Annotated in this window: 16 protein-coding genes; 10 read left to right on the forward strand and 6 right to left on the reverse strand. The window is 55.4% G+C overall.

Annotation, left to right across the window (positions count from 1 at the left end; all coding sequences use genetic code 11):
* Positions 1 to 271: 271 nt before the first annotated feature.
* A complete protein-coding gene (locus VGM48_RS17590) occupies positions 272 to 3040 on the forward strand; it encodes a hybrid sensor histidine kinase/response regulator transcription factor (protein ID WP_331581514.1) in 2769 nt (922 codons plus the stop codon).
* Between the two features lie 8 nt (positions 3041 to 3048).
* Here the strand turns inward: VGM48_RS17590 and VGM48_RS17595 are convergent, their stop codons facing one another.
* Positions 3049 to 3741: a DUF2461 domain-containing protein gene (locus tag VGM48_RS17595; RefSeq protein ID WP_331581516.1), complete on the reverse strand. Its 693-nt coding sequence runs from the start codon at positions 3739 to 3741 to the stop codon at positions 3049 to 3051.
* An 84-nt stretch (positions 3742 to 3825) separates the two neighbouring features.
* On the opposite strand from VGM48_RS17595, the gene VGM48_RS17600 reads away from it, so the two are divergent.
* Positions 3826 to 4566, forward strand: a complete 741-nt coding sequence (locus tag VGM48_RS17600) for a sulfite exporter TauE/SafE family protein (RefSeq protein WP_331581518.1) — start codon at positions 3826 to 3828, stop codon at positions 4564 to 4566.
* Between the two features lies 1 nt (position 4567).
* On the opposite strand, the gene VGM48_RS17605 is transcribed toward VGM48_RS17600, so the two are convergent.
* A complete protein-coding gene (locus tag VGM48_RS17605; RefSeq protein ID WP_331581520.1) occupies positions 4568 to 4975 on the reverse strand; it encodes a putative quinol monooxygenase in 408 nt (135 codons plus the stop codon).
* Positions 4976 to 5084: 109 nt separating this feature from the next.
* Here VGM48_RS17605 and VGM48_RS17610 point away from each other — a divergent pair, with 109 nt between their 5' ends.
* Entirely contained in the window at positions 5085 to 5351 is a 267-nt protein-coding gene (locus VGM48_RS17610; RefSeq protein WP_331581522.1) for a hypothetical protein, read from the forward strand.
* On the opposite strand, the gene VGM48_RS17615 is transcribed toward VGM48_RS17610, so the two are convergent.
* On the reverse strand, positions 5352 to 6941 hold the full coding sequence (locus VGM48_RS17615; protein WP_331581524.1) for a DUF5597 domain-containing protein: 1590 nt from the start codon (positions 6939 to 6941) through the stop codon (positions 5352 to 5354).
* Positions 6942 to 6955: 14 nt separating this feature from the next.
* Positions 6956 to 7612 (reverse strand): metal-dependent transcriptional regulator, encoded by a 657-nt coding sequence (locus tag VGM48_RS17620; protein ID WP_331581526.1) that lies wholly within the window; start codon positions 7610 to 7612, stop codon positions 6956 to 6958.
* 69 nt (positions 7613 to 7681) lie between these two features.
* Between VGM48_RS17620 and VGM48_RS17625 the strand changes: the two genes are divergently transcribed.
* The 4 genes from VGM48_RS17625 (at position 7682) to VGM48_RS17640 (ending at position 14723) form a co-directional block, all read left to right on the forward strand.
* A complete protein-coding gene (locus VGM48_RS17625) occupies positions 7682 to 10213 on the forward strand; it encodes a TonB-dependent receptor (protein ID WP_331581528.1) in 2532 nt (843 codons plus the stop codon).
* Between the two features lie 92 nt (positions 10214 to 10305).
* A complete protein-coding gene (locus VGM48_RS17630; protein ID WP_331581530.1) occupies positions 10306 to 10674 on the forward strand; it encodes a hypothetical protein in 369 nt (122 codons plus the stop codon).
* 44 nt (positions 10675 to 10718) lie between these two features.
* On the forward strand, positions 10719 to 13481 hold the full coding sequence (locus VGM48_RS17635) for a LytTR family transcriptional regulator DNA-binding domain-containing protein (RefSeq protein ID WP_331581533.1): 2763 nt from the start codon (positions 10719 to 10721) through the stop codon (positions 13479 to 13481).
* A gap of 195 nt (positions 13482 to 13676) precedes the next feature.
* A complete protein-coding gene (locus tag VGM48_RS17640) occupies positions 13677 to 14723 on the forward strand; it encodes a DUF4412 domain-containing protein (protein WP_331581535.1) in 1047 nt (348 codons plus the stop codon).
* 29 nt (positions 14724 to 14752) lie between these two features.
* Here the strand turns inward: VGM48_RS17640 and VGM48_RS17645 are convergent, their stop codons facing one another.
* The gene (locus VGM48_RS17645; RefSeq protein ID WP_331581537.1) at positions 14753 to 16600 is read right to left on the reverse strand and encodes an alpha-L-fucosidase; all 1848 of its coding nucleotides are present in this window, start codon (positions 16598 to 16600) and stop codon (positions 14753 to 14755) included.
* A gap of 3 nt (positions 16601 to 16603) precedes the next feature.
* On the reverse strand, positions 16604 to 18880 hold the full coding sequence (locus VGM48_RS17650) for a family 20 glycosylhydrolase (RefSeq protein WP_331581539.1): 2277 nt from the start codon (positions 18878 to 18880) through the stop codon (positions 16604 to 16606).
* A 90-nt stretch (positions 18881 to 18970) separates the two neighbouring features.
* On the opposite strand from VGM48_RS17650, the gene VGM48_RS17655 reads away from it, so the two are divergent.
* The 3 genes from VGM48_RS17655 to VGM48_RS17665 all read left to right on the forward strand — a co-directional run bounded on the left by VGM48_RS17655 (position 18971) and on the right by VGM48_RS17665 (position 24290).
* A complete protein-coding gene (locus VGM48_RS17655; RefSeq protein ID WP_331581541.1) occupies positions 18971 to 19582 on the forward strand; it encodes an RNA polymerase sigma-70 factor in 612 nt (203 codons plus the stop codon).
* Positions 19579 to 20667, forward strand: coding sequence for a FecR domain-containing protein (locus VGM48_RS17660; RefSeq protein WP_331581543.1), 1089 nt, complete (start codon positions 19579 to 19581; stop codon positions 20665 to 20667). Before VGM48_RS17655 ends, VGM48_RS17660 begins: the two co-directional genes overlap by 4 nt.
* Before the next feature lie 206 nt (positions 20668 to 20873).
* Positions 20874 to 24290 (forward strand): TonB-dependent receptor, encoded by a 3417-nt coding sequence (locus VGM48_RS17665; protein ID WP_331581545.1) that lies wholly within the window; start codon positions 20874 to 20876, stop codon positions 24288 to 24290.
* The last annotated feature ends 15 nt before the right edge of the window (positions 24291 to 24305 follow it).

Raw genomic sequence — 24305 nt, forward strand, 5'->3', positions numbered from 1 at the left:
AGTAGCGGCCTGCGAGCTTGCCCCTTTCCAAAATCATTTCAACCTTTTGCGGAATTCGCGCGATCTGCTAAAAAATCCTCAGTTAATTGGTTTTGAATCATTTATTGTCGTAATTTTATTTGGATCATTTATTCCCCTTTGTGATTTTGCAACATGAATTTTTGATTTTGTTGCAGCGCCGACCCCACCGATCCTGTTAGGATTTCCATTTCGAAAAAGATTGATACGGATTCGAAACTTCGATTTTTGAAAAACACCCAATTTTATCCGTATGATTGCTTTGCCAAACACTGCTTTGCTCATCGGGGTAATTCTGTTGTTCTATTCCTGCTCCAGCCCCAACACGGAAAAAAAATACCGCATCGGTTTTGCTCAATGCACCGGCACCGAGAATTGGAAACGCGCCACGCGTGAAGCGATGGCCCGGGAACTTTCCTTTCACCCCGGCACCGAACTCATCTATCGCAGCGCCAACGACAACAGTGAACTGCAGGTCCGCCAGATAAAAGAACTGCTAAACCAAAATATCGACATCCTGCTGGTCTCGCCCAACGAAGCAAAGCCGCTTACCTCGGTGGTGGAAGAAGCCTATAATCGCGGCATCCCGGTGGTTGTAATCGATCGCAAGACGAGTTCCGATCTTTATACGAGCTTTATCGGTATTAATAATTATGAGTTGGGGAAGATGGCGGGTGAGTATGTTGCGCATGCGGTGCACGATACCGCCAATATCATCGAAGCCATCGGGTTGCAGGGATCGACGCCCTCAGCCGATCGGCAGCGGGGATTTGAAGACCGCATCCGGCAAAGCCCTATGATCCATATCAAGGCCCGGGTATATGGAGACTGGCTCCAGGATAAATCCACGGCGGCTTTTCTGCGAATAAAGGACCAGTTGTCGCCCAACGACGTCGTATTTGCTCAAAATGATCCGATGGCGCTTGGCGCCTATGAGGTGTACAAGAGTCTGGGGATGGAGCGATCGGCGCGCTTTTTTGGCATCGACGGGCTTTCGGGACCTGGCGGCGGCATTCAGCTTGTCAGCGACCAGGTGCTACAGGCGACCTTTCTGACGCCCACCGGCGGGGAGGAAGCGATAAAGACCGCTTTTGCCATTCTCGAGAAGCAGCCTTTTCATAAGGAGTATATCATGCCCACGGTGGTCATCGATTCCACCAACGTCCGGGTCATGAAACAGCAAACGGACCGGATCAACGATCAGACGCATGACATCGAAAAGCAATATGCGCTTTTACAGGAGCAACGACGGATCTATCACAACCAGCGCAATCTCCTTTATATTGCCATCACGGCGTTGGGTTTGACGCTGATCCTTGGCGGGATCGCCTTTTTTGCCCTGCGGAATAATCGCCGCATCAACCGCCGGCTTGCCGGTCAGAACGAAAAGATCCTTACGCAGCGGAACCAACTGATCGAGATGACGGCCAGGGCCAAGGAGGCCACGGATGCCAAGTTCAATTTTTTTACGAATATCTCCCATGAGTTCCGGACACCGCTGACCCTTATCCTGGGTCCGCTCGAGGATAGTCTGGCCTCGCCAAAGCTGCATTTCACCATCAAGCATAATCTCCAGCTCGTTCAGAAGAGCGCGATGCGGCTGATGCGGCTGATCAATCAGTTGATGGACTTCCGCAAGATCGAGGAGAACAAGATGAGACTGATCGTCTCCGAGAACAATATCACCGATTTCGTCACCGAGATCGCCGGGTCCTTCCATGAGATCGCCCGGCGGAAGGCGATCACCTTTACTATCGCCAGCGAAGTTCGTGATCTCCGGATGTGGTTCGACGTAAACATTCTCGATAAGGTGTTTTTTAATCTATTATCGAATGCTTTTAAGTTCACGAATGAAAATGGGAGTATCAGTGTTACCATTGCCAGGGATGGGGTCCAGGACAGAGTGATCATCGTCATTCAGGATTCAGGGGTGGGTATGACGCCGGAAGAGGCGGATCATGCCTTCGACCTGTTTTATCAGGGGAATAAAAAAGCGTTCAAGGGGACGGGACTGGGGTTATCGCTCACGAAGGAGATGATCCATCTTCATCATGGGAATATCTCGGTGGCAAGCGCCAAGTGGCAGGGGTCTACCTTCACGGTGAGTTTACCGATTCGGCGCGAAGACCTCGGCGAGACGGAGATTGCGCCGGAAAAACCGCTGCTACAACCCAGCACCGAAGACATCAGTATGTACACGGCCGATATCCAGCCCATGTCCATTAGCGATGAGGGCGTTCTTCCTCTCCGGCAGAAAGAGCATTCGCTGCTGGTCATCGAAGACAATGACGATCTCCGGGTCTTTCTCAAGAAGCGCCTGGGAGGGGAATATGAGTTGCACGAAGCAGAAGATGCCGCCAGCGGAATTGCCAAGGCTTACGATCTTGTTCCCGACCTTATCATCTCGGATATTATCCTGCCCGGCGAGGATGGGTTGCATGTGACGGAGATGCTCAAGCAGGATCTGCGCACCAGTCATATCCCGATCGTGCTGCTCACCGCCAAGGGGGCCATCGAAGACCAGATCAAGGGCATCAAGCTGCTGGCCGATGCCTTTATCGTGAAACCTTTCAACCTCGAATACCTGGAGGAGACGATCAAGTGTCTGCTCAACAACCGAACCGTGCTGCGGGAACACTATACCAGTGAACTGCCGGTCGAGGTCCGGCCCGGAACGGCCACCCTGGTTACACGGAAGTTCATCAATGAATTTATCGCCATCGTCGAGAACAATATCCCCAACGAGGACTTTTCGGTCGACGATATCTGCCGGCAGATCGGTATATCGCGGGTGCAGCTGTACCGGAAGGTGAAGGCGCTGATGGGCTATAACGTCAATGACTATATCTCTACTGTGCGGCTGCAGAAGGCCAAATTCCTGCTTGCGGACATGCAGTACAGCATTTCCGAAGTCGCCTCCCGGGTGGGTTATTCTTCGCAGGCCTATTTCTCCACGGTGTTCAAATCAAAATTCTCGATCACGCCGTCCGAGTACCGGGAGAAGAAACGGGGGGCGAAGTAATTGCCGGACTAACCATCGACCTCGCCGTTGGCGTTGCCGCCGAGGACCATGCTCATATAGTCGAGGAAGGGTCGCATGAGCCGGAAGGTGTCGGTGACGAGCGGGAGGAAGCCGGGGCTCAGGACCTCTTTGTCGGTGAAGCGGCGGATCACGAGGAATTGTTTGTGCCGTAGCAGGTCAGCGGCGGGGTGATCGGCGTCAAAGCCGTTGGGCACTCTTTTCAACTGCTCGCCCTGAAGGGCGCCGAATACCCCGACGAATTTTTTGTTGTTGAGGACCTTTTTGATCGGCCGGTCGTCGAAGGCGATGTCCTCGCGGATCAGTTTGAGGTCGGCGGTGGAAGGCGCCCAGAAAGCACCGGTCACCCTGCTGTTGCCCGGTTCGAAATGGTAATAATATCCGCCCCGGCGTTGCTTGCCGGCCCGCGTGAAATGACCGCCCCAGTAGTCTTTGTAGGGAGATTTGTCTTTTGAGAAGCGGATGTCCCGGTAGAAGCGGTAAAGGCTCTTTTTCCCCGAGGGTGTCTCGATGACGTCATGGCGGTTCAGCCCGGCCAGAAGACCATCGGCGAAGGTTTCGAGGGCTGCCGAATTTTCCAGGTACTCCTCCTTATGGGTTTCGAACCAGGTCCGTTGATTATTGTCCTTCAGGTCCTGCAGAAATGCGAAGGCTGATTTTGGGATGATCGGAGATTTTGTCATTTTTATTGCGGGCGATCTGCCGCGTCTATTACGGTGAATTGCCGCGCGAATTTACGCCAATATTGCGTTAGATTTGTGTCCTGCATGTTCTCACTACCGATCATTATCATCAGTTTTTTTGCCACGCTGGTTCGTTCGACATTTGGATTTGGCGAGTCCCTTGTTGCCGTTCCGCTTTTTTTGTTGTTTATTCCGCTGGAGGTGGCTGTTCCGCTATCGGTGCTGCTCTCGGTACTTATTGCGGGAGTGGTGGTGGTGCAGGATCACCGGGAGGTGCATATCGAAAGCGCCAAGTGGCTTATCCTTTATGCTTTGCTCGGGATCCCGATCGGGTTGCTGATATTGATCTATGGGAATGCGTATTGGGTGAAGATCGGGCTTGGTCTGCTGATCATCGGGTACAGCAGTTATACCCTCTGGGCAAAGAATGCTTTTATCCTAGGGGAGGATAGCCGGCTTTGGCTATTTATCTGCGGGTTCTTATCCGGGGTGTTGGGCGGAGCGTATGGGGTTAACGGGCCGCCGCTGGTGGTATATGGGAATATGCGAAGGTGGAGCGCAAAACATTTCAGGGCCACACTGCAGGCTTATTTTTTACCGGCCAGCCTGATCGGGGTTACCGGCTATGCATTCAAGGGATTGCTGGGTCGGGTGGTGTGGATGGATCTGTTGATGTGTTTGCCTGTTGTCGTGCCTGCGATCTTTTTGGGGCGGTATTTCAACCGGCGGCTGCAGGGGGCCGCGTTTTTTAAGTATGTCTATCGGGGATTGGTGCTCATCGGGTTACTGTTGATCTTCTTCACGGTTATGGGAATTAAAGGTTAATTCACGATTTGGCTTTTGTCTCCAGGCCAATGGGGGCGACGTCGATCAACTCCAGCGATTTGACCATGTCTTTTGTCGTGTCCTTGTATTTTTTGAAATGCGGGGTTTGCAGATGAGCCTGGTAGGCAGCCTCGTCAGCATAAACTTCCAGCACGGTGACATGGGTGGGATGATCTTTTTCGTAGACGGCAAAGAGCGTGAGTACGCCGGGTTCGACGCGAACGGCCGTTTCGATGCCTTTTTTCAGGGCAGCCTTATAGGCTTCGAGCTGGTTAGGATCGATAACGATCTTTGCCATGCGCACCATCGGTTTTTTTGTCTGCGCGCTGGCATGTATATTGGGAATAGTTGTCAGCATTACGATGCAAAGGAACAGCAGGATGGAGAAACCCACGCGTTTTATTTCCATAAGTGAACAGTTTGATGCTAAAGTTAGTTTTTTCAATGACGGCGGCAAGGGGGAGTTTGAGGGGAACATTGAGAGGCATGGGAATTGCGGGGCATCGGTTATGGAACAAATGAATACAGATGGCCTGACCCTTGTCTCTATCGACTTCGATGCCGAGGACACTCCGGCTTCGGTGAAGCGAACCCATCCTGTTCTTTATGTGGATGGGGATGGATATAGTTGCCTTCTCGGCCCTGACCCCGCGAGCGGCATTTATGGTCATGGCAAGGCGCCGAAGGATGCGCTGAAAGATTTTGACCGGCATTTTCAGGACCGGCTCGAGCACCCGATGAATGGGGATCCCGTGGCGGATTTTATCCAGCAGCGGCATATATAGTTAGCGCGCGATCAGCGTTGCGCGCAGGACGGTTGGTTTTGTTCCAAAATGGGGGCCACCCCAGTCTGTCTCGTCGCCGTTGAGGATGCGAAGTCTTTTGAACTCCCCTTGCTCATAGCTGCCTTCTTCCACTGTTCCATACTGCCAGGCCTTGCCCGCATTTCTGCCGGCGGGTTGAAAGACGACATGGCATTTATCCCCGATGAGCAAGAATTCATTTTCCTGTAGTTGGATGATCATCAGTTTACCATCCGAGTTTGGGTTGGCCGAGAGTTTTTCGCGTTCGCCGAGACCGAAATGGACGAGGATCTGCCAGGAACCGAGGTCGAGGGATTGCGGCGCATGATCGTCGGATTCGACCACGGCTTTTATTTTTCCCTCCAAATTCCATTTGGCCAATTGGGGCATCATCGGGGCGACGACGGCATAGTTGGCAGCGAATGGGTCGAGCCGGGAGGAGGGTTCGGCGGCGCCGACGTTGTCGATCCCAAAGGGTGAGAAGCCGATGCCGCCCCGGGCCAGCACGGCATCAAAGTATTTGGCATTTTCCGGGCGAAGGCCAATCTCGGGCACGAAGAGGGGGTTATCGGTCCGGGAATATAGTTCGAGGACTTTATTTACGCGTTCGGTACCCTGTAAATAGATATCGGGGGCGAGCAGGTCGATGGCCGGCGCTGCTGCTTTCCAGATGGGGATCACATTGTCGGTGGGGCCGCCGCTTTCATAGCTTTCGGCTGTGGGATCGGTCAGCGGATCGCGTAACGCGGCATTTACATACAGGGGCAGCGGGTATTCGGCTTTGCCCGCGGCGGCTACCTTGCCTACAAAGGTCGCGATCGACCATGCCTGGAAATATTCGTCGGCGCGCTGTGCAAATACTTCCCGCCAGCTGCCTTTTGTGTCGAGGGGCCGGTTTAGGGCCCTGAGCAATCCGGGTTGCAGCAGTTGCGCCGGGACCGGGCCTTCGAACAGCTTCTGCGCCTGCGAAGAGTAATCCCGGACGGAACCCCAGGAGCCGGATTCGTTCTCTATCTGTACCATGATGACGGTGTGTTTTGCATCGGCCATCTTAAGATGATGCATGAAGGCGGCGAATGCTTTTGTATCCGCCTGCTCCGTTGCTTCGCCGTGCGGTGAGGGGGAATCGATGGGCTGGCCTTTGTTACCGGTTATGTTGGGATATTTTTTTGCATCCTGCTTCATCCAGAGGGGGATGTAGTGATTGCTGCCATTTTTCCAGGTTCCGAACCAGAGCAGGACCAGCCGGACGCCGTGCTGCCGGCCTTGCGCCAGCAGGGTGTCTACGAGGGAGAGATCATAATTCCCCGGCCGGGCTTCCACCTGTTCCCAATAGACCGGAATTTCGACGGTATTGAGGTGCAGTTGGCTGGCGGCGGCCCAGACGTTGGGTAGTATTCCCGGCCAGGCGCTGGAGTTATGTACCTGGCCGCCGAGGATGAGGAAGGGTTTGCCGTCAACCAGCAGGGCATGATGACCATTGTTACTGATGAGCCGGGGAAGGTCGTCGGGCGACTGGCTGAAGGTATTGGCGGTCGTAAGGGCGGCAAGCGCGAGGCAGAGGAGTCTCATATCCAAATGTAAATCTATTTTGCCTTCTCTACGAGCAGGCGTTCGCCTGCAGTGGCGCTGAGCGTTTCCTGGCGGCCGTCATAGGTCAGGACCATGGAGCCGTCGAAAGCTTCCACGGATCTGATCTTTAACCGGAGGCCGAGGCGGATCCCGCGGTTGTTGAGGAAGAGGAGGAAGTCGGAAGAGCCATGGACGACGGCACAGAGCCTGACGGTGTCACCGGCGCGGCAGTCGGTGAGCCGGTGATAGGAGATCCAGGCCAGTTTTCCGTTTTTATCGGGGATGACCGCGCCATGCGGGTCCAGTTTGGGGAAACCCAGCAGCTGATCCATTTTATCGAAGAAGGCGGGTGACTGGATGTGTTCGATCTGTTCGGCGATGTCGTGCACTTCTTCCCAGCCAAAGCCCATTTTTTCCACGAGGTACATTTCGGTGAGACGATGTTTACGGACGATGAGTCCGGCCTCTTTCTTTCCTTTATCCGTCAGGCGAACGGGTTTATAGCTTTCATAGTGAACCAGTTTCTTTTCCGCCAGCTTTTTCATCATGCTGGTTACGGTAGGCATCTTTATACCCAGATGCCGGGAAAGGTCGTTGACGCTGGCTTCCCCGTTCTCGCCCGCGAGATTGAAGAGGGCCTTCAGGTAGTTCTCCTCCGTGAGTGAGTTCATGCGATAAATATAGGGAATTATTTTGTTAGATTAATCTAACTTTATAGTTTTGCTATAAATGTAACTTTTATGAGATTGGGCTTGTTATTGTTGTTTTTGATGGGCACCGCGGGAGTGCGGGGGCAGGTTGTTGCCGGCACCGTGCGGGGCAGTGAGGGCAGCCTGGAGGGGGCCACGGTGCAGTGGCTGAAGGGAAAGGGCACGGTGACCAATGGCAAAGGCGGGTTCCGCCTGGCGGTGTCGCCAGGGAATAGTGGGGTGCTGGTGGTTTCGCACGCAGGGTACCGAAAAAAGGAGGTAGTGGTGCGGGCGGCGGGCGCGGCAGGTCAGGCCGGCGGTGAAGCGACGGAGGCGGACACCGAGACTATCCGTGTGGACATCGTACTGGAGAAAGGGGCGGCGCAACTCGACGAGATAGTGGTGACGGGCGTCTCGCGGGCGACCTCGATCCGGGAGAGTCCGCTGGCGATGAGAACGGTCTCGACAAAGGACATCGAGCAGAGCTCCGCGGCCAATGTGATCGACGCCATTGCGGCGCATGCACCGGGTTTGGTGGTGGTGAAGACGGGGCCGAACGTGTCAAAGCCTTTTATTAACGGTCTGGGCTATAACCGTGTCCTGACCCTCTACGACGGGATACGGGTGGAGACCCAGCAATGGGGGGATGAGCATGGGGTGCCGATGGATGACTATGTCATCGAACGGGCGGAGGTGATCAAGGGTCCCGCGAGTCTGTTGTACGGAAGCGATGCGATCGCGGGGGTGCTGCAATTATTCCCGGCGCTGCCGAGTGGACAGGATGGGACTTTGCGTATCCGGGTGCTGTCGGAGTACCAGTCCAACAACGGGTTGGTGGGGAACGGTCTGATGGTGTCGAGAGGTGCGGAACATTGGAGTTGGGCGCTGCGGGGATCGGAACGCATCGCGAAGAGCTATACCAACCCTGTCGATGGGAGGGTGTATAATACGGGCTTCCGGACGTCGAATGCGTCGGCATACCTTGGATATGCATCGCGCAACGGGTATTCGCGCCTGAATGCCACGTGGTACGATAACCGGCAGGCCATCCCCGACGGGAGCCGGGATTCGCTGACGCGGCGGTTCACCTACCCCGTGTACGAGTCGGCGGGGGAGAATGTTTTACAGCCGCGGGTGGACAATATCAAGGATCGGCCGTTGGTGCCGGAGAAAGTCTTGAACGGATATGCGTTGTCTGCCCTGACGCAACGCATCCAGGACTTCCGGCTGTACAGCGACAACCGGTATTCCTTCGGCATCGGAGATCTCGGGCTGTCGTTGGGCTATGAAGAGAACCGGCGGCGGGAGTTCAATCACCCGACGGCGCCGGAGCAGGTAGGGGAAGAACTTCTGTTGCGGACCGTCAGCTACGGCTTGCGTTACAATGCGCCTTCTTTTGCCAATATCGATCTCTCGGCCGGGGTGAATGGGATGTACCAGACGAATCGCAACGGTGCGGCGGCGACGGCATTTCCGATCCCCGGATACCGGTTGTTCGATCTGGGATCGTATCTCTATGGCAAGTGGAAGAAGGGGAGTTGGACGCTGGCCGGTGGGCTGCGGTATGACCGGCGGCATGTACGGGGCGAGGAGTTGTATGCCCAGCCCGATGCGGTGACGGGTTTTTACCGGCAGACAGGGCCTGCGGGGCGGGGAACCGCCGATACGGGATCGATGATCCATCCATTCGCACCTTTTGCGCTGGGTTTCGATGGCGTATCGGGCAGCATCGGGGCGACGGTGCGGCTGGGGGACAACGTTAGCCTGAAGGCAAATATCGCCCGGGGATACCGGGCGCCGAACATCACCGAGATGGCGAGCAACGGCCTGGATCCCGGAGCACATATCTACTATATCGGCAACCTGGGTTTTTCACCGGAGTTCAGCTTGCAGGAGGATGCGGGGCTCAGCGGGGAATGGGAGGATTGGGCATTTGCCGTCAATGTCTTCAACAATCACATCGACAACTATATCTACCAGGATCAGGCCGTGGATGCGGCGGGTAACCCGCTGGTGATCGTTCCCGGCAACCGGACCTTCCAGTTTCAGCAAACGGATGCACAGCTGTATGGCGGGGATGCGGAGATACGACTCCACCCTATCGCCTGGGGAGGCTTCCGTGTGGAGGAAGGGTTCAGCTGTGTATATGGTTTCAACCGCAGTAACCGCTTTCGGAAGGCGGGCAGCCTGGGTGAGTATCTGCCGTTTATCCCGCCGCCGCGGCTGCTGACAGCGGTGGAATATGACCGGACTGTTTCGAGGGGGGTGCTGCGGAACTGGCGGGTTCGCGCGGAAGCGGATCATAGCTGGCGGCAGGACCGGTACCTGGGGCTTTTTCAAACGGAGACACCGACGGCCGGATATACCCTGGTGAACCTGGCGGCGCATGCGGAATTTAAAGCCGGAAAGCGTCACCGGCTCCAGCTGCAGATGCAGGTGAATAATCTTTTCGATGTCGCCTACCAGTCGCATCTTAGCCGGCTGCAATATTTCGAATACTATACTGCCTCTCCAAACGGCCGGCTGGGCATCTATGACATGGGCAGGAATGTCTGCCTGAAGGTGATCTGGCAACTGCGCTAAGCCCGCTGTTTGACGATTATTTGATGCAATTGGACGGTAATTCTGCCGATAGGGGGTGTATATGGGGCCAACTTTGGTGAAAACACCAAATCATGAGAAAGAATCTTTTATTAGCCCCGCTTTGCCTTCTTTTTTTGGTCGCCTTTACCGACGGCGGCAAGTCCCTCGTCGGCCGCTGGAAGGCCGCTTATGGCAACAAGATCACGGGCGAGATGGTTTTGCAGTCCAACGGCCATTTCGACGCCACTTTTACCGGTCAGACCTGGAAGGTCGGTGGTGAATACAAAATGGACGGGAGCACGCTATCCATCACCGACACCAGCTGCGGCTATGGTTACTGGGCCAAATACAAGTCGCAATGGTACTCCGATGACTCGGTGAAATTCATCGTCATCGAGGACAGCTGCTCCGGCCGGAGGGCTAATGGGGACGGGATTGTGCTTGTACGCATGAAGAAATAGAATTATATTTAGTGGAGGCGGGCCCTGTTGCCATGGATCACCCCTTGCGATATATTGTTGTCGATGACGATGATTTCGACCGGCTCAGTCTTGAGGCGGAAGCGAAGAAATTCCCTTTTCTCCGACCTGTCGGTTCCTGTGCGCATGCGCTGGAGGCCGCTGAACTGATCGGACAGCAAGCGCCCGACATCCTTTTCCTCGATATCGAAATGCCGGGGATCAGCGGACTGCAACTGATGAAACTGATCGGCGGCAGCCCATGCATTCCCGTCTTCGTCACCTCCCATCCCGAGTTTGCGCTTGAAAGCTATGAGATCGAGGCTTTTGACTATTTGTTGAAGCCGCTGGACGCCGCACGGTTTGCCCGTTGTGTGAACCGGCTCTTTCATTTCTGCCGGTTGCGCAGCGATGCCTTTGCCTTTGCCCGGGAGCAGGAACAGGATTGCATGGTGATCAAACAGGGACATGATAAATTAAAGATCCGAATCAACGATGTCGTCTATCTGGAGGCCATGAAGGACTACACCCGGATCGTGCTGACCGAGGGGCAGTACCTGGTGCTGACGACGTTGAGCGCTTTGCAGGAGCGGCTGCCGGCGAACCGGTTCATCCGGGTGCATCGCAGCTATATCGTCAACCAGGAGCGGGTGACGGGAGTAGGATCGGGCAAGGTGCAACTCGGGGAAGAGGAATTGCCGGTCGGCAGGCTATACCGGCAGGCGCTGAGGGTGATCTTCCCGCTCCTTTTTTTCTTTCTGTGGTTTGCCGCCTTTGCACAACCTCCTGCGACAGCGCCCGATTTGAATAAGATAGCCGGTTATTCCGGGAAGATCACCGCCTGGGTGGCATGGTGTGAGGGATTGCGGTTGAATGCAAGCGCCAACCAGGCCCAGCTGCGCCAGGCCGGACTGGAGGGTCTACGGATGAGCCGGATCGATGATGCGGCCAACCGAAGCGGGTTCTTTCTCTTCACCGGTCTTGGTTATTATTATGCCAGCCGGTTCGACAGCGCCCAGCGTTATTTCTCCCAGAGTCTTTATGCCGCACAGGCGGCGCATGATGCGCGGAAGATCTCGCGCGCCTGTGTAGTGCTGATCCCCGTGAATTTCCAGTTGCAGCTGGCCGGCAAGGTGGACAGCGTGAAGAACATCCTGCAATCCATAATCGACACTACGCGGGATCACGATCTCCTGGAGGACGGTTACTATGCCCTGGGCAACTATTACCAGCTGAAGTCCTACTACAGCAGTGCGCAGGACTTTTTTATCCGCAGTCTGCAGCTAAGGGAAAAGGAAGCGGATACCACGGGCAACCTCAGGAAAAAATTCGATTTCGCCATCCAGTGCGACATGTTGTCGAAGTTGTATCTGAATACCGGGATGGCGGATAAGAGTCTGGATGCGCTGCATAAGGGCCAGCGATTCGCGGCTATTTCGCCCAACGTCGCCAACCGGCTGCTGAGTTCCTTTGTGGAGGCCTTTACCACTTCCGGACGGATCGATTCCGCGCTTTCCTATGACCGGCAGCTGGAAACGAATGTACCGAATCCGTTGTTGTTCCCTTCCGAGATCGTTTCCTCCGATCTGAATATTGCGATCTATTATCTCGATCAGAAGAAGTATGCTTTGGCGGGTCCGTGGATCGCCAAGGCGGATGCGATTGCCGCCAGGATCGGCTCGCCGCTGTTGAACTTCCAGGTGCAGATGACGCGGGCAAGACATTTTGTGGGGATCGGGAACTTCCAGCCGGCGATCGAGTTGCTGGCGCTGTCGATGCCGGTAGCGAAACAGCTGGACAAAGAGCTGTACAGCACCGATCTGAAATATATGGCGCTCGCGCAGGAGGGAAAGGGTGATCTCGCCGCGGCGCTGCGGTACAATAAAGAATATGCGGAGGTGACCGATTCGCTGAGCAAGGAAAAGCTGTCGCGAACCTTTGCGGACCTGGAGACGCGATACCAGACCAATGAGAAGCAGGCGCGGATCGATGTGCTTGACAAGGAGAACCGGCTTCGGGTTCTCGAGCTGGAAAATGCTTCCCGCACACGTTCCCTTCTCGTGGTGGGGCTGGCTGCTTCGGGGATCATTTCTTTGCTGTTGTACTTTTTCTACCGGAATAAAGAAAAGCTAAGCCGGGAACTGCGGGTGGCGAACGATACCAAGGCGAGGCTATTCGGGATCATCGGGCATGACCTGCGCGCCCCTGTGAGCAAGATCGTCCGGCTTTTGCAACTGCAAAAGGAGCAACCGGGGCTTTTTGCTGGTGATACCGGGCGGCAACATGAAGAGAAGATCAAGAAGGCTTCGGAGACGGTGCTTGAGACCATGGAGGACCTGTTATTATGGAGCAAGAGCCAGATGCAACATTTTATCCCCGATGTACAACCGGTGAGGATCGCGGAGGTTGTCGATAAGGAAGTGGCCTTTCTCCAGCAGCAGGCGGAGGAAGGCGGCGTGCGGATCATCAATGAGACGCCGGCCGGACTTCGCCGGGAGACGGATGAGAATTTTCTCTCGGTGATCATCCGCAACCTTTTGCAGAATGCCGCCCGGCATAGCGAAGGCGATGAGCCGATCGTGATCCATGCGGACGGGCAGGAGCTGACCATTACCAATCCCGCGCGAACGGCTGATGCGGCGGCGCTGAACGCCCGGCTGGGAAACGGGCAGATCGATAGCCGGAATTCGGGGTTGGGTCTGCAGATCGCTTCGGACCTGGCGGCGCGGATCAACGCGAGACTATTCTTCCGGGGAGAAGCGGGCCGCTCGCTGACAGCGGTATTGAGCTGGAACGGCCAGGCTGGCTAATTCCCTATGGCTATTCAACGATTTTTTTTGACGTTCGTCGACTCCTGACGGACGTCTTTTTTTTATGCCCCGACCTTTACCTAAACAAAAAAGGTAAGCGATGCCGGCATCAAGATCGACAAAGTGGTTACAACGGTTGTTCCTGCTGCTTGCGATCGTGTCCTTTATTCTCGCCATTTTATTAATCCTTAGAAAATGAAAAAGACAGTATGGATAGTCGCCCTCGTGATGGGGGTGACGGCTGCAGGGCGTGCGCAGTTTTTTAAGAAGATGGTCGAAAACGTGAAGCAGACTGTGCAAAACCGGGCAAATGGAAAGGCCAATGGGGCGACCAATAAGGTCCTGGATAAGGCGGACAGCGCGACGCGGATCGGCGGTGGGTCGTCCGGCGGATCGTCCGGCGGATCGGCAAACGGGTCCGGACTGGGTATCGACACCAGCTCGACCAATCGCGTGCTGGGGGCTTTTGCGCGGGCGGCTCAACAGAATCCCAATGACACGTCGGCGGCCGATCTGACGATGAAGGCCCTGGGCATCCTGGTGGGAGGCGGCGGGGTCTCCGCGGCCGATTCCGCCAAAGCGATCAACGAATTCCGGAGTGCAAAGGGCGGATCGGGGGTGACGTACCGGATGATCACGACCATCACCGGAAAGATGAACCGGAAGGATACGAGCCAGGCGTGGTTCACAGCCGGCGGCGAAGGGCGGATGACCATGACCATCCTGGGAAGCGACAGGATCGTCACCATCGGCCGTATCGCCACCCCGACGTATAGCATCACCCTCGACGAGGGGGAGAGGAATTATTCACTGAATGTCATCGACACGAGCTTGCTGAATCGCGGCGCCTATACCGTCGAAAAGCTGGGAACCGAAACAGCGGCGGGATACCCCTGTACCCATGTGCGGGTAACCTCCACGACAGGCAAGGGGATGTTCGCTTTTAAAGACGTCTCGGAGCTATGGTTGAGTACGGCGATGCCGGGCTATTCGATCCTCCGAAACGGAGTGCTGGACAAGGGTCAGCAGATGGGAATGCTGAGGGCCCTGCATCAGGCGGGTGTCGATGGATTGCTTGTCAGGATGACCGCAGGCGATGGCAAGACCTCCATGAAGATGGAGCTGGTACAAATAAAGGAAGGAAATTTTCCGGCCGCGATGTTTACGATCCCTTCGGGCTATACCCAGTCCAACGAGACCATGGTCGGCCGGATGATAACGGGCGCCGCGAGAAAGAAGTAGCTTTCGCGGGCCGCCACCGGCCGCGAGGACTAACGAATACCGATCGTTGCCGCGCTTGCGCTGTTCCCTTCGATGAGGTGGAGGGCGGCAAACTTGATGTAGCGGGCGGTTTGGGGATGAGCCAGGGGCACCGACTGTTCGAGCGGATTGGCCAGGATGTTCCCGAACTCGCCTTCGGCAACTTTTTGCCAGGTGGTTCCGTCGCTGCTGATATAGAAGGCATAGCGGTCGACGATGCCATCGGGTTTTTTATCCTGCCGCGGCAGGTAGGTGAAGGCTTTGATGGTTTGGCGGGAACCCATATCGATGATGAATTCGTTTGAGGTGGTGGAGGAGTTGATCTTCCAGGTCATTTTTGCGCTGCTTGCGCTGGTTTCCGTGTTTTTAACGGCAGGTTCGAAGTAGAGGCCAAAATCGCTGAGGGCGATGCAAACCGGGGCTTTGACGATCCGCAGGCGCAGTTTGCCCGTGGTGATGGATCGGGGAAGCCGGATGAGCCGGTTGGCGCCGATGCTCGTGCCGGTGGCGACAGTTTCCCAGTTGTTGTCGTTGAAAGCGTCGACGGTGAAGCTATCGATCCGTTGGCCGAGCTTTATATTCTCTCTCAGCCGGATCACGTTGAAGGTGGCCGGTTTGGCGAGTGTGACGGTCAGTTGGGGAGTTGTGATCGCGTCGTCGGTAGCCCAGTAGGAATAGCGATCGGCGTCGAGCAGGCGGGCAGGCCCGTAGAGGGAGTTATTCTTTCCACGGATATTGCTGGCCGTAAGGACGGCGCCTTTTGCGAGATTGACGGTAAAGATGCGTTTGAGCAGTTGGCCAAACGCTTCGAGGTTAGCGACGTCGCCCGCCTCGAGTCTTCCTTCGCGGTTAGGTGCCAGGCCCAGGTCGAGATCGGCGCCGCGGCCGACGCTTTGATAGTAGAGATCGAGCAGTTGTGCCGGTGTCTTTGCTTTTCCATCCTGCGACGGGTGATAGAACCAGCCCGGGCGGAAGGGAACATCGCATTCCGCGGGCATCCAGAATTCGCCGTTACGGGTGCCGTTGGTGGCCAGCCAGTATTTATTATAGCCGTTGGCGGGTTTCCGGCCGGGATCGGGGGCCTCGGGAGTGAAGGTTGCCCAGCAGGTTGTGCCGGCATGGCCTTCTTCGTTGCCCACCCAGCGGACATCGGGTCCTACATCGCCGAAGATACAGGCGCCGGGTTGCAGTTGCCGGACAAGGGCCCAGGTCGTATCCCAGCCATAATACGTCGTGCGATCGATATTCCTTGTCTCCCGGGCGCCGCCATAGTAGCCGTCGCCGCCGTTGGCGCCATCGTGCCAGGAAATGAAGAGCGGGCCGTAGTGGGTATACAGTTCGTTGATCTGTGCACGATAGGTCTTTACGTAGGCGGCGGTGCCATATTGGGGATTGTTCCGGTCCCAGGGCGAGCAGTAGAGCCCCATCTTCATGCCCAATGCGTCGCAGGCGGCGCGATATTCCTTTATCATATCCCCATGGCCATTCTTCCAGGGACTTTTTGTGATATTATGTTCCGTTGTTTTTGTCGGCCAGAGACAGAGTCCGTCGTGGTGTTTTGCGACGATGACGACCCCTTTGAAGCCGCCGGCTTTTGCGGCGCCGACGATCTGTTTTGCATCGAAGTTGACGGGGTTCACGAGTTTGGGATCTTCGTCGCCATAGCCCCATTCCTTGTCGGTATAGGTGTCGACGCCGAAATGGATGAGGCAATACATCTCCATTTCATGCCAGGCGAGTTGCCGCGGCGAGGGCAGGACGCCATAGGGTTTCGGGGGCGCCTGGGCGCGAAGGGTGCCGGCGGAGAACAGGGTACCGGCGGCTGTGAGGAGGGCGAAAGCGGACGTGAGGATGCGCATGGTTTAATGTTTTAGCCAGGCCGCGGGGATCTCCTGCGGCTGGGAGCCGTTGAAACTATATTTCAGCTTTAGCGTGTAACCGCCGCCGCCTTCGATAAAATCGAGATCGAATTTCTGGAGACCTTTCTTCAGGGCCACCTGGCCGGTCTTTTCCAGCGGCGGGTGGTTGCCGTCGTTGTTGATGACCTCGCGATCGGCGATGGTCAGGATGCCGCCATCGTCGCAGGTGAGGTAAAAACTATAGACGCCATCGGCAGGTACATCGAGATAACCGCGGTATTGCAGGCCGAAGGCGGGTGCTTCGAGATTCTTTGGAACGGTAAAGTTGGTGACGGTACCGCTGGTGTCGGGTTGGTGGACGGTCATGGCGGCTACGGTCTTGAATGATCCTTTAGTGCGGCTGACCGAGAGACCGGGCTGGGTCGACGTGGATGCCGCGGCAGATTCGGCGAGGGTTTGCCGGTGATAGTCGAGGTCGTAGATATCCCCGCGTGAGCCGTCGGGACGGAAGGCGGCGATGCGGAAGTGTTTGTTGTCGCGGATGATGAGGGGCGCATCGAGGGCCGGCGAATGAGTATCCGGGAGGCTTCCATCCGTGGTATAGCGAAGGGTCATGCTGGCAAGCGGTTTCTTTATCGCAAGGGTATCGGCGACGAGAAAGACATTGGATTGGAGAAAACCCGAGAGGTCGGGCAGGCGATAGTGAATGTGCAGCCTGTCGAACCGCCGGTAGGCCCGTTGCAGGCGGGCCAGATAGGAGTCATAATCGCCGTGACCGGTCCACAATACTTCGGAAAGCGCGGTCATGCGGGGCATATACATATAATCCGCTCGATTTTCGTTCGGGATCATCTCGGTCCAGATCTCGGCCTGGGCGCCGAGGATCAGCTTTGCCTGTTCGGCGGTGAGTGCCGAAGGGATGGGATTGAAATGATAGACGTTGGGCAGGGAATTACGATCCTGCGTTCCGTCGAAGTAGAGGGGATTACCTGGCGCCATGATGACGTAGTTGCCTTGTTGTGCGGCTTCGATGGGCGCTTTTGGCACCCAGGTGCGCCAATACATGATATAGGCCGTTTTGCTGATGCCGCCCTCGAGGATCTCATCCCAGCCGATGAGTTTGCGTCCCTTCGAGTTGAAGAAGGCTTCCATCCTGCGGATAAAATAGCTTTGGAGTTCGGCGGTGGTTTTGAGGCCCTGTTCTTTCATTAGACGCTGGCATTCCGCGGACTTTGCCCAGAGTGTGCGGTCAACCTCATCGCCGCCGATGTGGAGATAGGTGCTGGGGAAGATGTCCATGATCTCCGTATAGATATCCTGTGCGAACTGATAGGTGGCCGGAAGGCAGGGGCAGATGGGTTTTGAGAATAGTGCGCCGAAGGCGGACGTGCTGTCACAACTGAGCCAGTTGTATTGGTTGATGGCCGCCATCATGTGACCGGGCATGTCGATCTCGGGGATGATATCGATATGGCGTTGGGCGGCATAGGCGACGAGACCGCGCATCTCTTCCTGGGTATAGAAACCGCCGTACAGCGTCTTGCCGTCTTTTTGGATGATATGTGCCGGGTCGATGGTAAGATCGGGGTCATCCTTTGCGCGACGCATGCAGGCCGAATCCTGGTTGTTGAAGGTGCGCCAGGCTCCCTTTTCGGTGAGCAGGGGATATTTTTTTATTTCGATGCGCCAGCCCTGGTCGTCGGTGAGATGGAGATGAAATTTATTCATCTTATAGAGGGCCATGACGTCGATGAACTTTTCGAGATAGCCGATGGAGAAGAAATGGCGGGAGACGTCGAGGTGCATACCGCGCCAGGCAAAGGCGGGTGCGTCGGCGATTGTGACGCAGGGGAGCGTTTGTTTCGCCGGGCGGCTGCCAGCCGTTTCTATTTGCGGCGGAAGCAACTGGCGAATGGTTTGAATGGCGCGGAACATTCCGGTGGGAGTGCGGGCGGCGAGCAGTAGCTTTTCCGGGGTGATGGTCAGTCGGTAGCGTTCTTCCGCGGTTATCGTGTTATCCAGACGCATTTCGATGGGCGCCTGCGAGAGGGACGACTGCGCATTTGTGGTCCTGATGCCGAGGAGGGTTTGGAGCGCCCGGGCCTCGTTTGCAAAAACCGGGTCGGCTTTTAGCAGGGTCCGGGTGGTGATCGCGAATTCGCCGGCGGCGGGTGTCAGGGAGGTGGGCCAGGGTATGAGGGGATAGCGGCTGGGCTGGGCGATGACGGTCTGGATGCAACCAATTATTAATGTAAGAATGACGGGCAATATTCGCTTCATGTTATTGACTAAGACAATTTTTTGTGTTAAATCGCTTACAAAGGAATAAAAAGATTTGTAGCTTAGAGCAACCAGACGGATAAAACTGCATTGAAAAATTCAAAAATTGATATTCTGAAGCTTTGGCGGCATGTCAGTGGAGAGGATGATCACGAGGCCTTTGAATCTCTGTTCTGCCTGTTGAATGCCGGAATGATCAAGTTTGCGATGATGTATGTCCATCAAAAGGAGTCGGCGGAGGATATCGTGTCCGATGTATTTGCCCAGTGCTGGGTCAGGCGGCAGGCGCTGAAGGAGGTCCGCAATATCAATACCTATTTATTTGTGGCGGTGAAGAATCATTCGCTGAACCATCTCAAAAAGTATTCGACGGTGCACCTGGTGCAGATGGAGGAAACGGAGGAACTGCGGCTGGTGAAGCCACAGACGCCGGAGGAGTTGTTGGAGAAGAAGGAGCTTTTCTTCAAGCTGGAGCAGGCGATAGAGGAGCTGCCGCAACAATGCCGGATCATTTTCCGCCTGGTGAAGGAAGAAGGGATCAAGTACAAGGAGGTGGCGGAGATACTGGATATCTCACCGCGTACGGTGCAGACCCAGATCTTCCGGGCGATGAAGAAACTCAGCGCCGTCCTGGCCGAGCAAATTTTATTTTCTTTTGTTGTAAGCATTTTTTGCGGGATGGTTGTCCATTCCGTAATATGACACATTCCCGGTTCATAGAATTGCTTACGAAAGAATTTTCCGATCAACTTATTGACAATGAGCGAGAAGAATTAGAGGGTCTCCTTGCCGCGCATCCCCAATACCAGCGGGAGCGGGAAATGCTTGTTGCTTTCTGGCAGCGGGAGAAGGGGGAATATGCGACCAGTAAGGTATTGTTTGGCCGGGTGTTGGAAAAGATCAGGATCATGGAGGCGGGGGAGGATGAAGCCGGGCCGGCCGGGGTGGCGCCGCAAGGGATCGGGCGCCGCCGGGTCAGGATTTGGTATGGGGCTGCAGCAGCGGTTGTGTTCGCGGTTGTCGCGGTGGGATATTTTTCTCATCGCGGGGTCCGTCAGCCGGCTCCTGCCAGGGCGGTTGCCGTTCACTGGCTGAAGCGAACGACGCGGCCGAGCCAGAAGGACAGCGTTCGGCTGGCCGATGGCACTCTTGTCAGGCTCAATTCGGCGAGCAGTTTGAGCTATCCCGATGTATTTACGGGCAGTACGCGACAGGTTCACCTGGATGGGGAGGCTTTTTTCGATGTGAGCAAGGATGCCGCACATCCCTTCCTGATCTCCACCGATAAGATGAATATCCGGGTGCTGGGGACCTCGTTCGATGTCAAATCCTACCGGAATGAAACAGTCGGTGAGACCACTTTGATCCAGGGCTCGATAGAGGTGACGCTGGCGGATCGGCCGGCGGACCGGTTCATCTTAAAGCCCAAAGAGAAACTCGTCGTCGAGAATAAGCTGGCTACAAAACGACCGGCGGATACGACTGCTTCGGGGAGCACGCGTTATTCGCTGGCCAACCTTACCTATTACCCCAACCCCGCCCGAACCGTTGTCGAAACGGGCTGGCTCGAGAATAAGCTGGTATTCAGCGGAAAGGATTTTGATGATCTGTCCGGTCAACTGGAACGATGGTATGATGTCCGGATCGAGTTCCGGAACGAACGGGTCAGGCATTACAATTTTACGGGTATTATCGAGAAGGAGACCTTGCGGGAAGCGCTGGATGCGTTGAAGATGATCGAGCCTTTCCGGTATGAGATCGCCGATTCGACCGTGTATATCTATTAACCAAAATAATGTCTATGAGACAATTAAAAAAACGGGAACCTCCCTAAGGGAAATCCCCGCCCTTGTTTGTAAAGATCGGTATGGCGTCATCTCTGGTACAGACGGCGCCCATTATTAACCTTTAACTCGGTAAACATATGAAATTTTCGAAACACCCCAAAACGGGTGTACTGGGGAATCTACGATTGCTCAAGTCCATAATAATCATGAAATTAACAGTAATACTAATTTTATTTTTTAACCTGAACGCATGTGCGGATGCGTATTCCCAAACTACCGTAACGCTCAATCTGAAATCGGTCGACTTCAAGAAGATCCTTTCCAGCATCGAAAAGCAAAGCGTTTATCATTTTATGTACAGCGATCAGAAGATCCCTGATCTGAAAAAGATAGACGTGAACGTACAGAATGAAGAAGTATCCCGGTTATTGGACCAGTTGATGGACAATACCGGTTATAAATATAATATGCTTGCCAACCACCTGATCGTGATCACCAAGCGCGAAGAGGCGACACCTGTTCTGGCGCCGCCCTTCAAGGGCCGGGTGACGGATGACAAGGGAACTCCCCTACCCGGTGCTTCGGTGCATATCAAGGGATCGAAGGCGGGTGTGAGCACGGATGCCAACGGGGAGTTTACCATCGAGGCGCCGGAGAATGCGGTGCTGGTGGTCAGCTATCTTGGTTATGAAGACAAGGAGATTACGGCCAACGGAACGGCGGAGCTGACGATCCCGCTGAAGCTTGCGATCAACAGCCTGAACGAGGCGGTGGTCATCGGGTATGGCACGCAGAAGAAAGTAAACCTGACAGGCGCCATTGCGACGGTAAATTCCGAGAAGCTGGATAGTCGGCCGATGGTGAACCTGGCGGATGGACTGGAGGGGCTGATCCCCAACTTGAATATCAATCTGAATACGGGCCAGCCCGGGACCAAGGCCACTTTCAATATCCGTGGGCTGACGACGATCACTTCAGGAACGGCTGTGCAGACGACGCCGCTGGTGCTTGTCGACGGGGTTTCCCGTGACCCGAACCTGATCGATCCGAACGATGTGGAGAGTGTCACCGTTCTGAAGGATGCTGCATCGGCCGCTATCTATGGGAGCCGGGCGGCGAATGGCGTCATCCTCATCACGACGAAGACGGGTAAGAAGGGGCCGATGCGGTTGAACTATGGGGGCAGCTATACGATCTCCCGGCCGACGCAACTGGTGAACCAGGTGAATTCGGGGGATTATATTCATATGTTCAATGAGGCCAACCGGAGCGGGCTTGCCAGCGGCGGGTATACGACCACCCCCTTTTCGGTGACCGATTCCACGATGGCGGCTGCCTACCGGCAGGACCCGGCGCATAACCCAGATGCCTATCCGGACCCGGCAAATCCCCGCCGGTATCGCTATGTCGGTAATACGGATTGGATCCATGAGCTTTATCCCGGCTGGGCGCCGCAGACCCAGCATAACCTTTCGGTCTCGGGTGGCCAGGACAATACGACCTATATGGCCAGTATGGGTTACTACCGCCAGGAGGGCCTTGTAAAATCGGCCAACCAGGTGTTCCAGCGCTACACCCCCACCCTGAAGGTCAACAGTGACGTGACCAAATGGATGACGCTAAACCTGAACCTGTCGCTGACCCATATCGACAACAATCAACCGGCGGCCTCGCGGATCAACCAGGGAGGTCCCGTGAACGGCGGATGGCTGGAGTCGGGTTTACCGCCGGTGATGCCGGTGAAGAACCCGGATGGGAATTACGCCGGTCAGGGCAACTACTCCAATCCGATCGCCATCAACGCCCTCTCGGGCCGGGATATCGATCAACAAAATGATTTCTGGAGTACGGCGCGGATCATTCTGAAGCCGGTGAAGCATCTGAATATAACGGCCGATTACACCTGGAATTCCTTTACGGAGTTTGAGAAGGCCAACCTGATCCCCTTTAACGAATACGGGGTGAACGGCGCCTTCCTGGATATCTTCCCCTGGACAAATCCCTCGCAGGTGACGGAAAACCGGAAGAATTATATCTACAAAGCCCTCAACGCCTATGCGACCTATGAGAACACCTTTGCGAAGGACCACTATGTGAAGCTGCTACTGGGTTATAACCAGGAGTACAACCACTATGTGTTGAGCGGTTCACAGGCGAAGAACCTGGTAGATCCCAATCTGCCGGCGATACAGGTCAACAGCGATCCCAAACCGACGGTCACGGGAGTCGAGACGGAGTCGGCGCTGATCGGCACGTTTTCGCGGTTGAACTATATTTACAAGAACAGGTACCTGCTGGAGTTGGATGGACGCTATGACGGGACCTCGCGGTTCCAGCCGAATCAGCGGTATGTATTCTCGCCTTCGGCCTCCGCGGGTTGGAACGTTGCGGAGGAGCAGTTCATGCAGGGGACAAGGGACTGGCTGAATGTGTTGAAGATCCGGGCGTCGTATGGTCAGCTACCCGATCAGCTGCCACCCGTCGGACTACCCTCTTCTGCGGCACAGTATCCTTATATCGCGACGATGCCCGCGGGAGCGATCGCCTACCTGATCAACAACGCGCCGGGAACTACGGTGAGCACGCCGAAGCTGATCTCACCGACTTTCACCTGGGAGAAGGTGCAGACAAAGAACCTTGGTCTGGACTACAGCTTCCTGCGCGACCGGCTGAACGGCAGCGTCGACTATTTTGTCACCAAGATCAAGGATATCCTGGTTGCCGGCCCGCAACTGCCTGACGTGTTGGGTACTGCGGCGCCTTCGGGAAACTATGCGGATGTTCAGAGTCATGGCTATGAGTTGAGCGTCAACTATCATGACCGCGCGCTGAACGGCAAACTCTCATATAGCGTGACCTTTACCTGGGCCAATTCCTCCAATGTCGAAGTCACCCGTTATCAGAACAACCCGACCAACAGCATCACCGACTATTATGTCGGCAGCCATATCGGGGATATCTGGGGTTTCCATAACAAGGGCTTCTATGCCACCGATGCCGAAGCGCAAGCAGTGAACAACTCGGCGCTGGCGGGTTATAAATGGCTGGCGGGAGATATCAAATATCTCGATGTCAACAAGGATGGCAAGATCGATTACGGGAACAAGACGCTGAGCAATCCCGGCGATCAGCAACTCCTCGGCAATACGACCGTGCACAACCGGGTGGCTTTGAATCTGAATCTGAGTTATGGGGGATGGGATTTTACCAGCTTTTTCCAGGGGGTGCTAAAACAAGATTTCTATCCGAACGAATATGTGTTCTATGCGTTCCGGGATGATGAATACAGCATTCCTTCACAGTTTGCCACCAACTACTGGACGCCGACGCATACCAATGCGTACTTCCCGCGGATGCGCTTCTCGGGCGGCGGTAATGAGCAGACGCAGGACAAGTATATCCTCAACGCTGCTTATGTGCGCGTGAAGCAGCTGACGCTGGGTTATACCCTGCCCCGGGCGATGACCAGCCGGTTAAAGTTGCAGCGGGTGCGTTTCTATGTGACGGGGCAGAACCTGTTCACCTTTACCCCGCTGAACAAGAACTATGATCCCGAGGTATTGATCTTCAACACTTATCCGTTGAACAAGTCATTTGCCTTTGGGTTGCAGGTTGGTTTGTAATTCTTCTGTCCTTAA

Origin of the sequence: Puia sp. (assembly GCF_036500295.1) — a bacterium.
In the GTDB taxonomy this organism is placed as follows: domain Bacteria; phylum Bacteroidota; class Bacteroidia; order Chitinophagales; family Chitinophagaceae; genus Puia.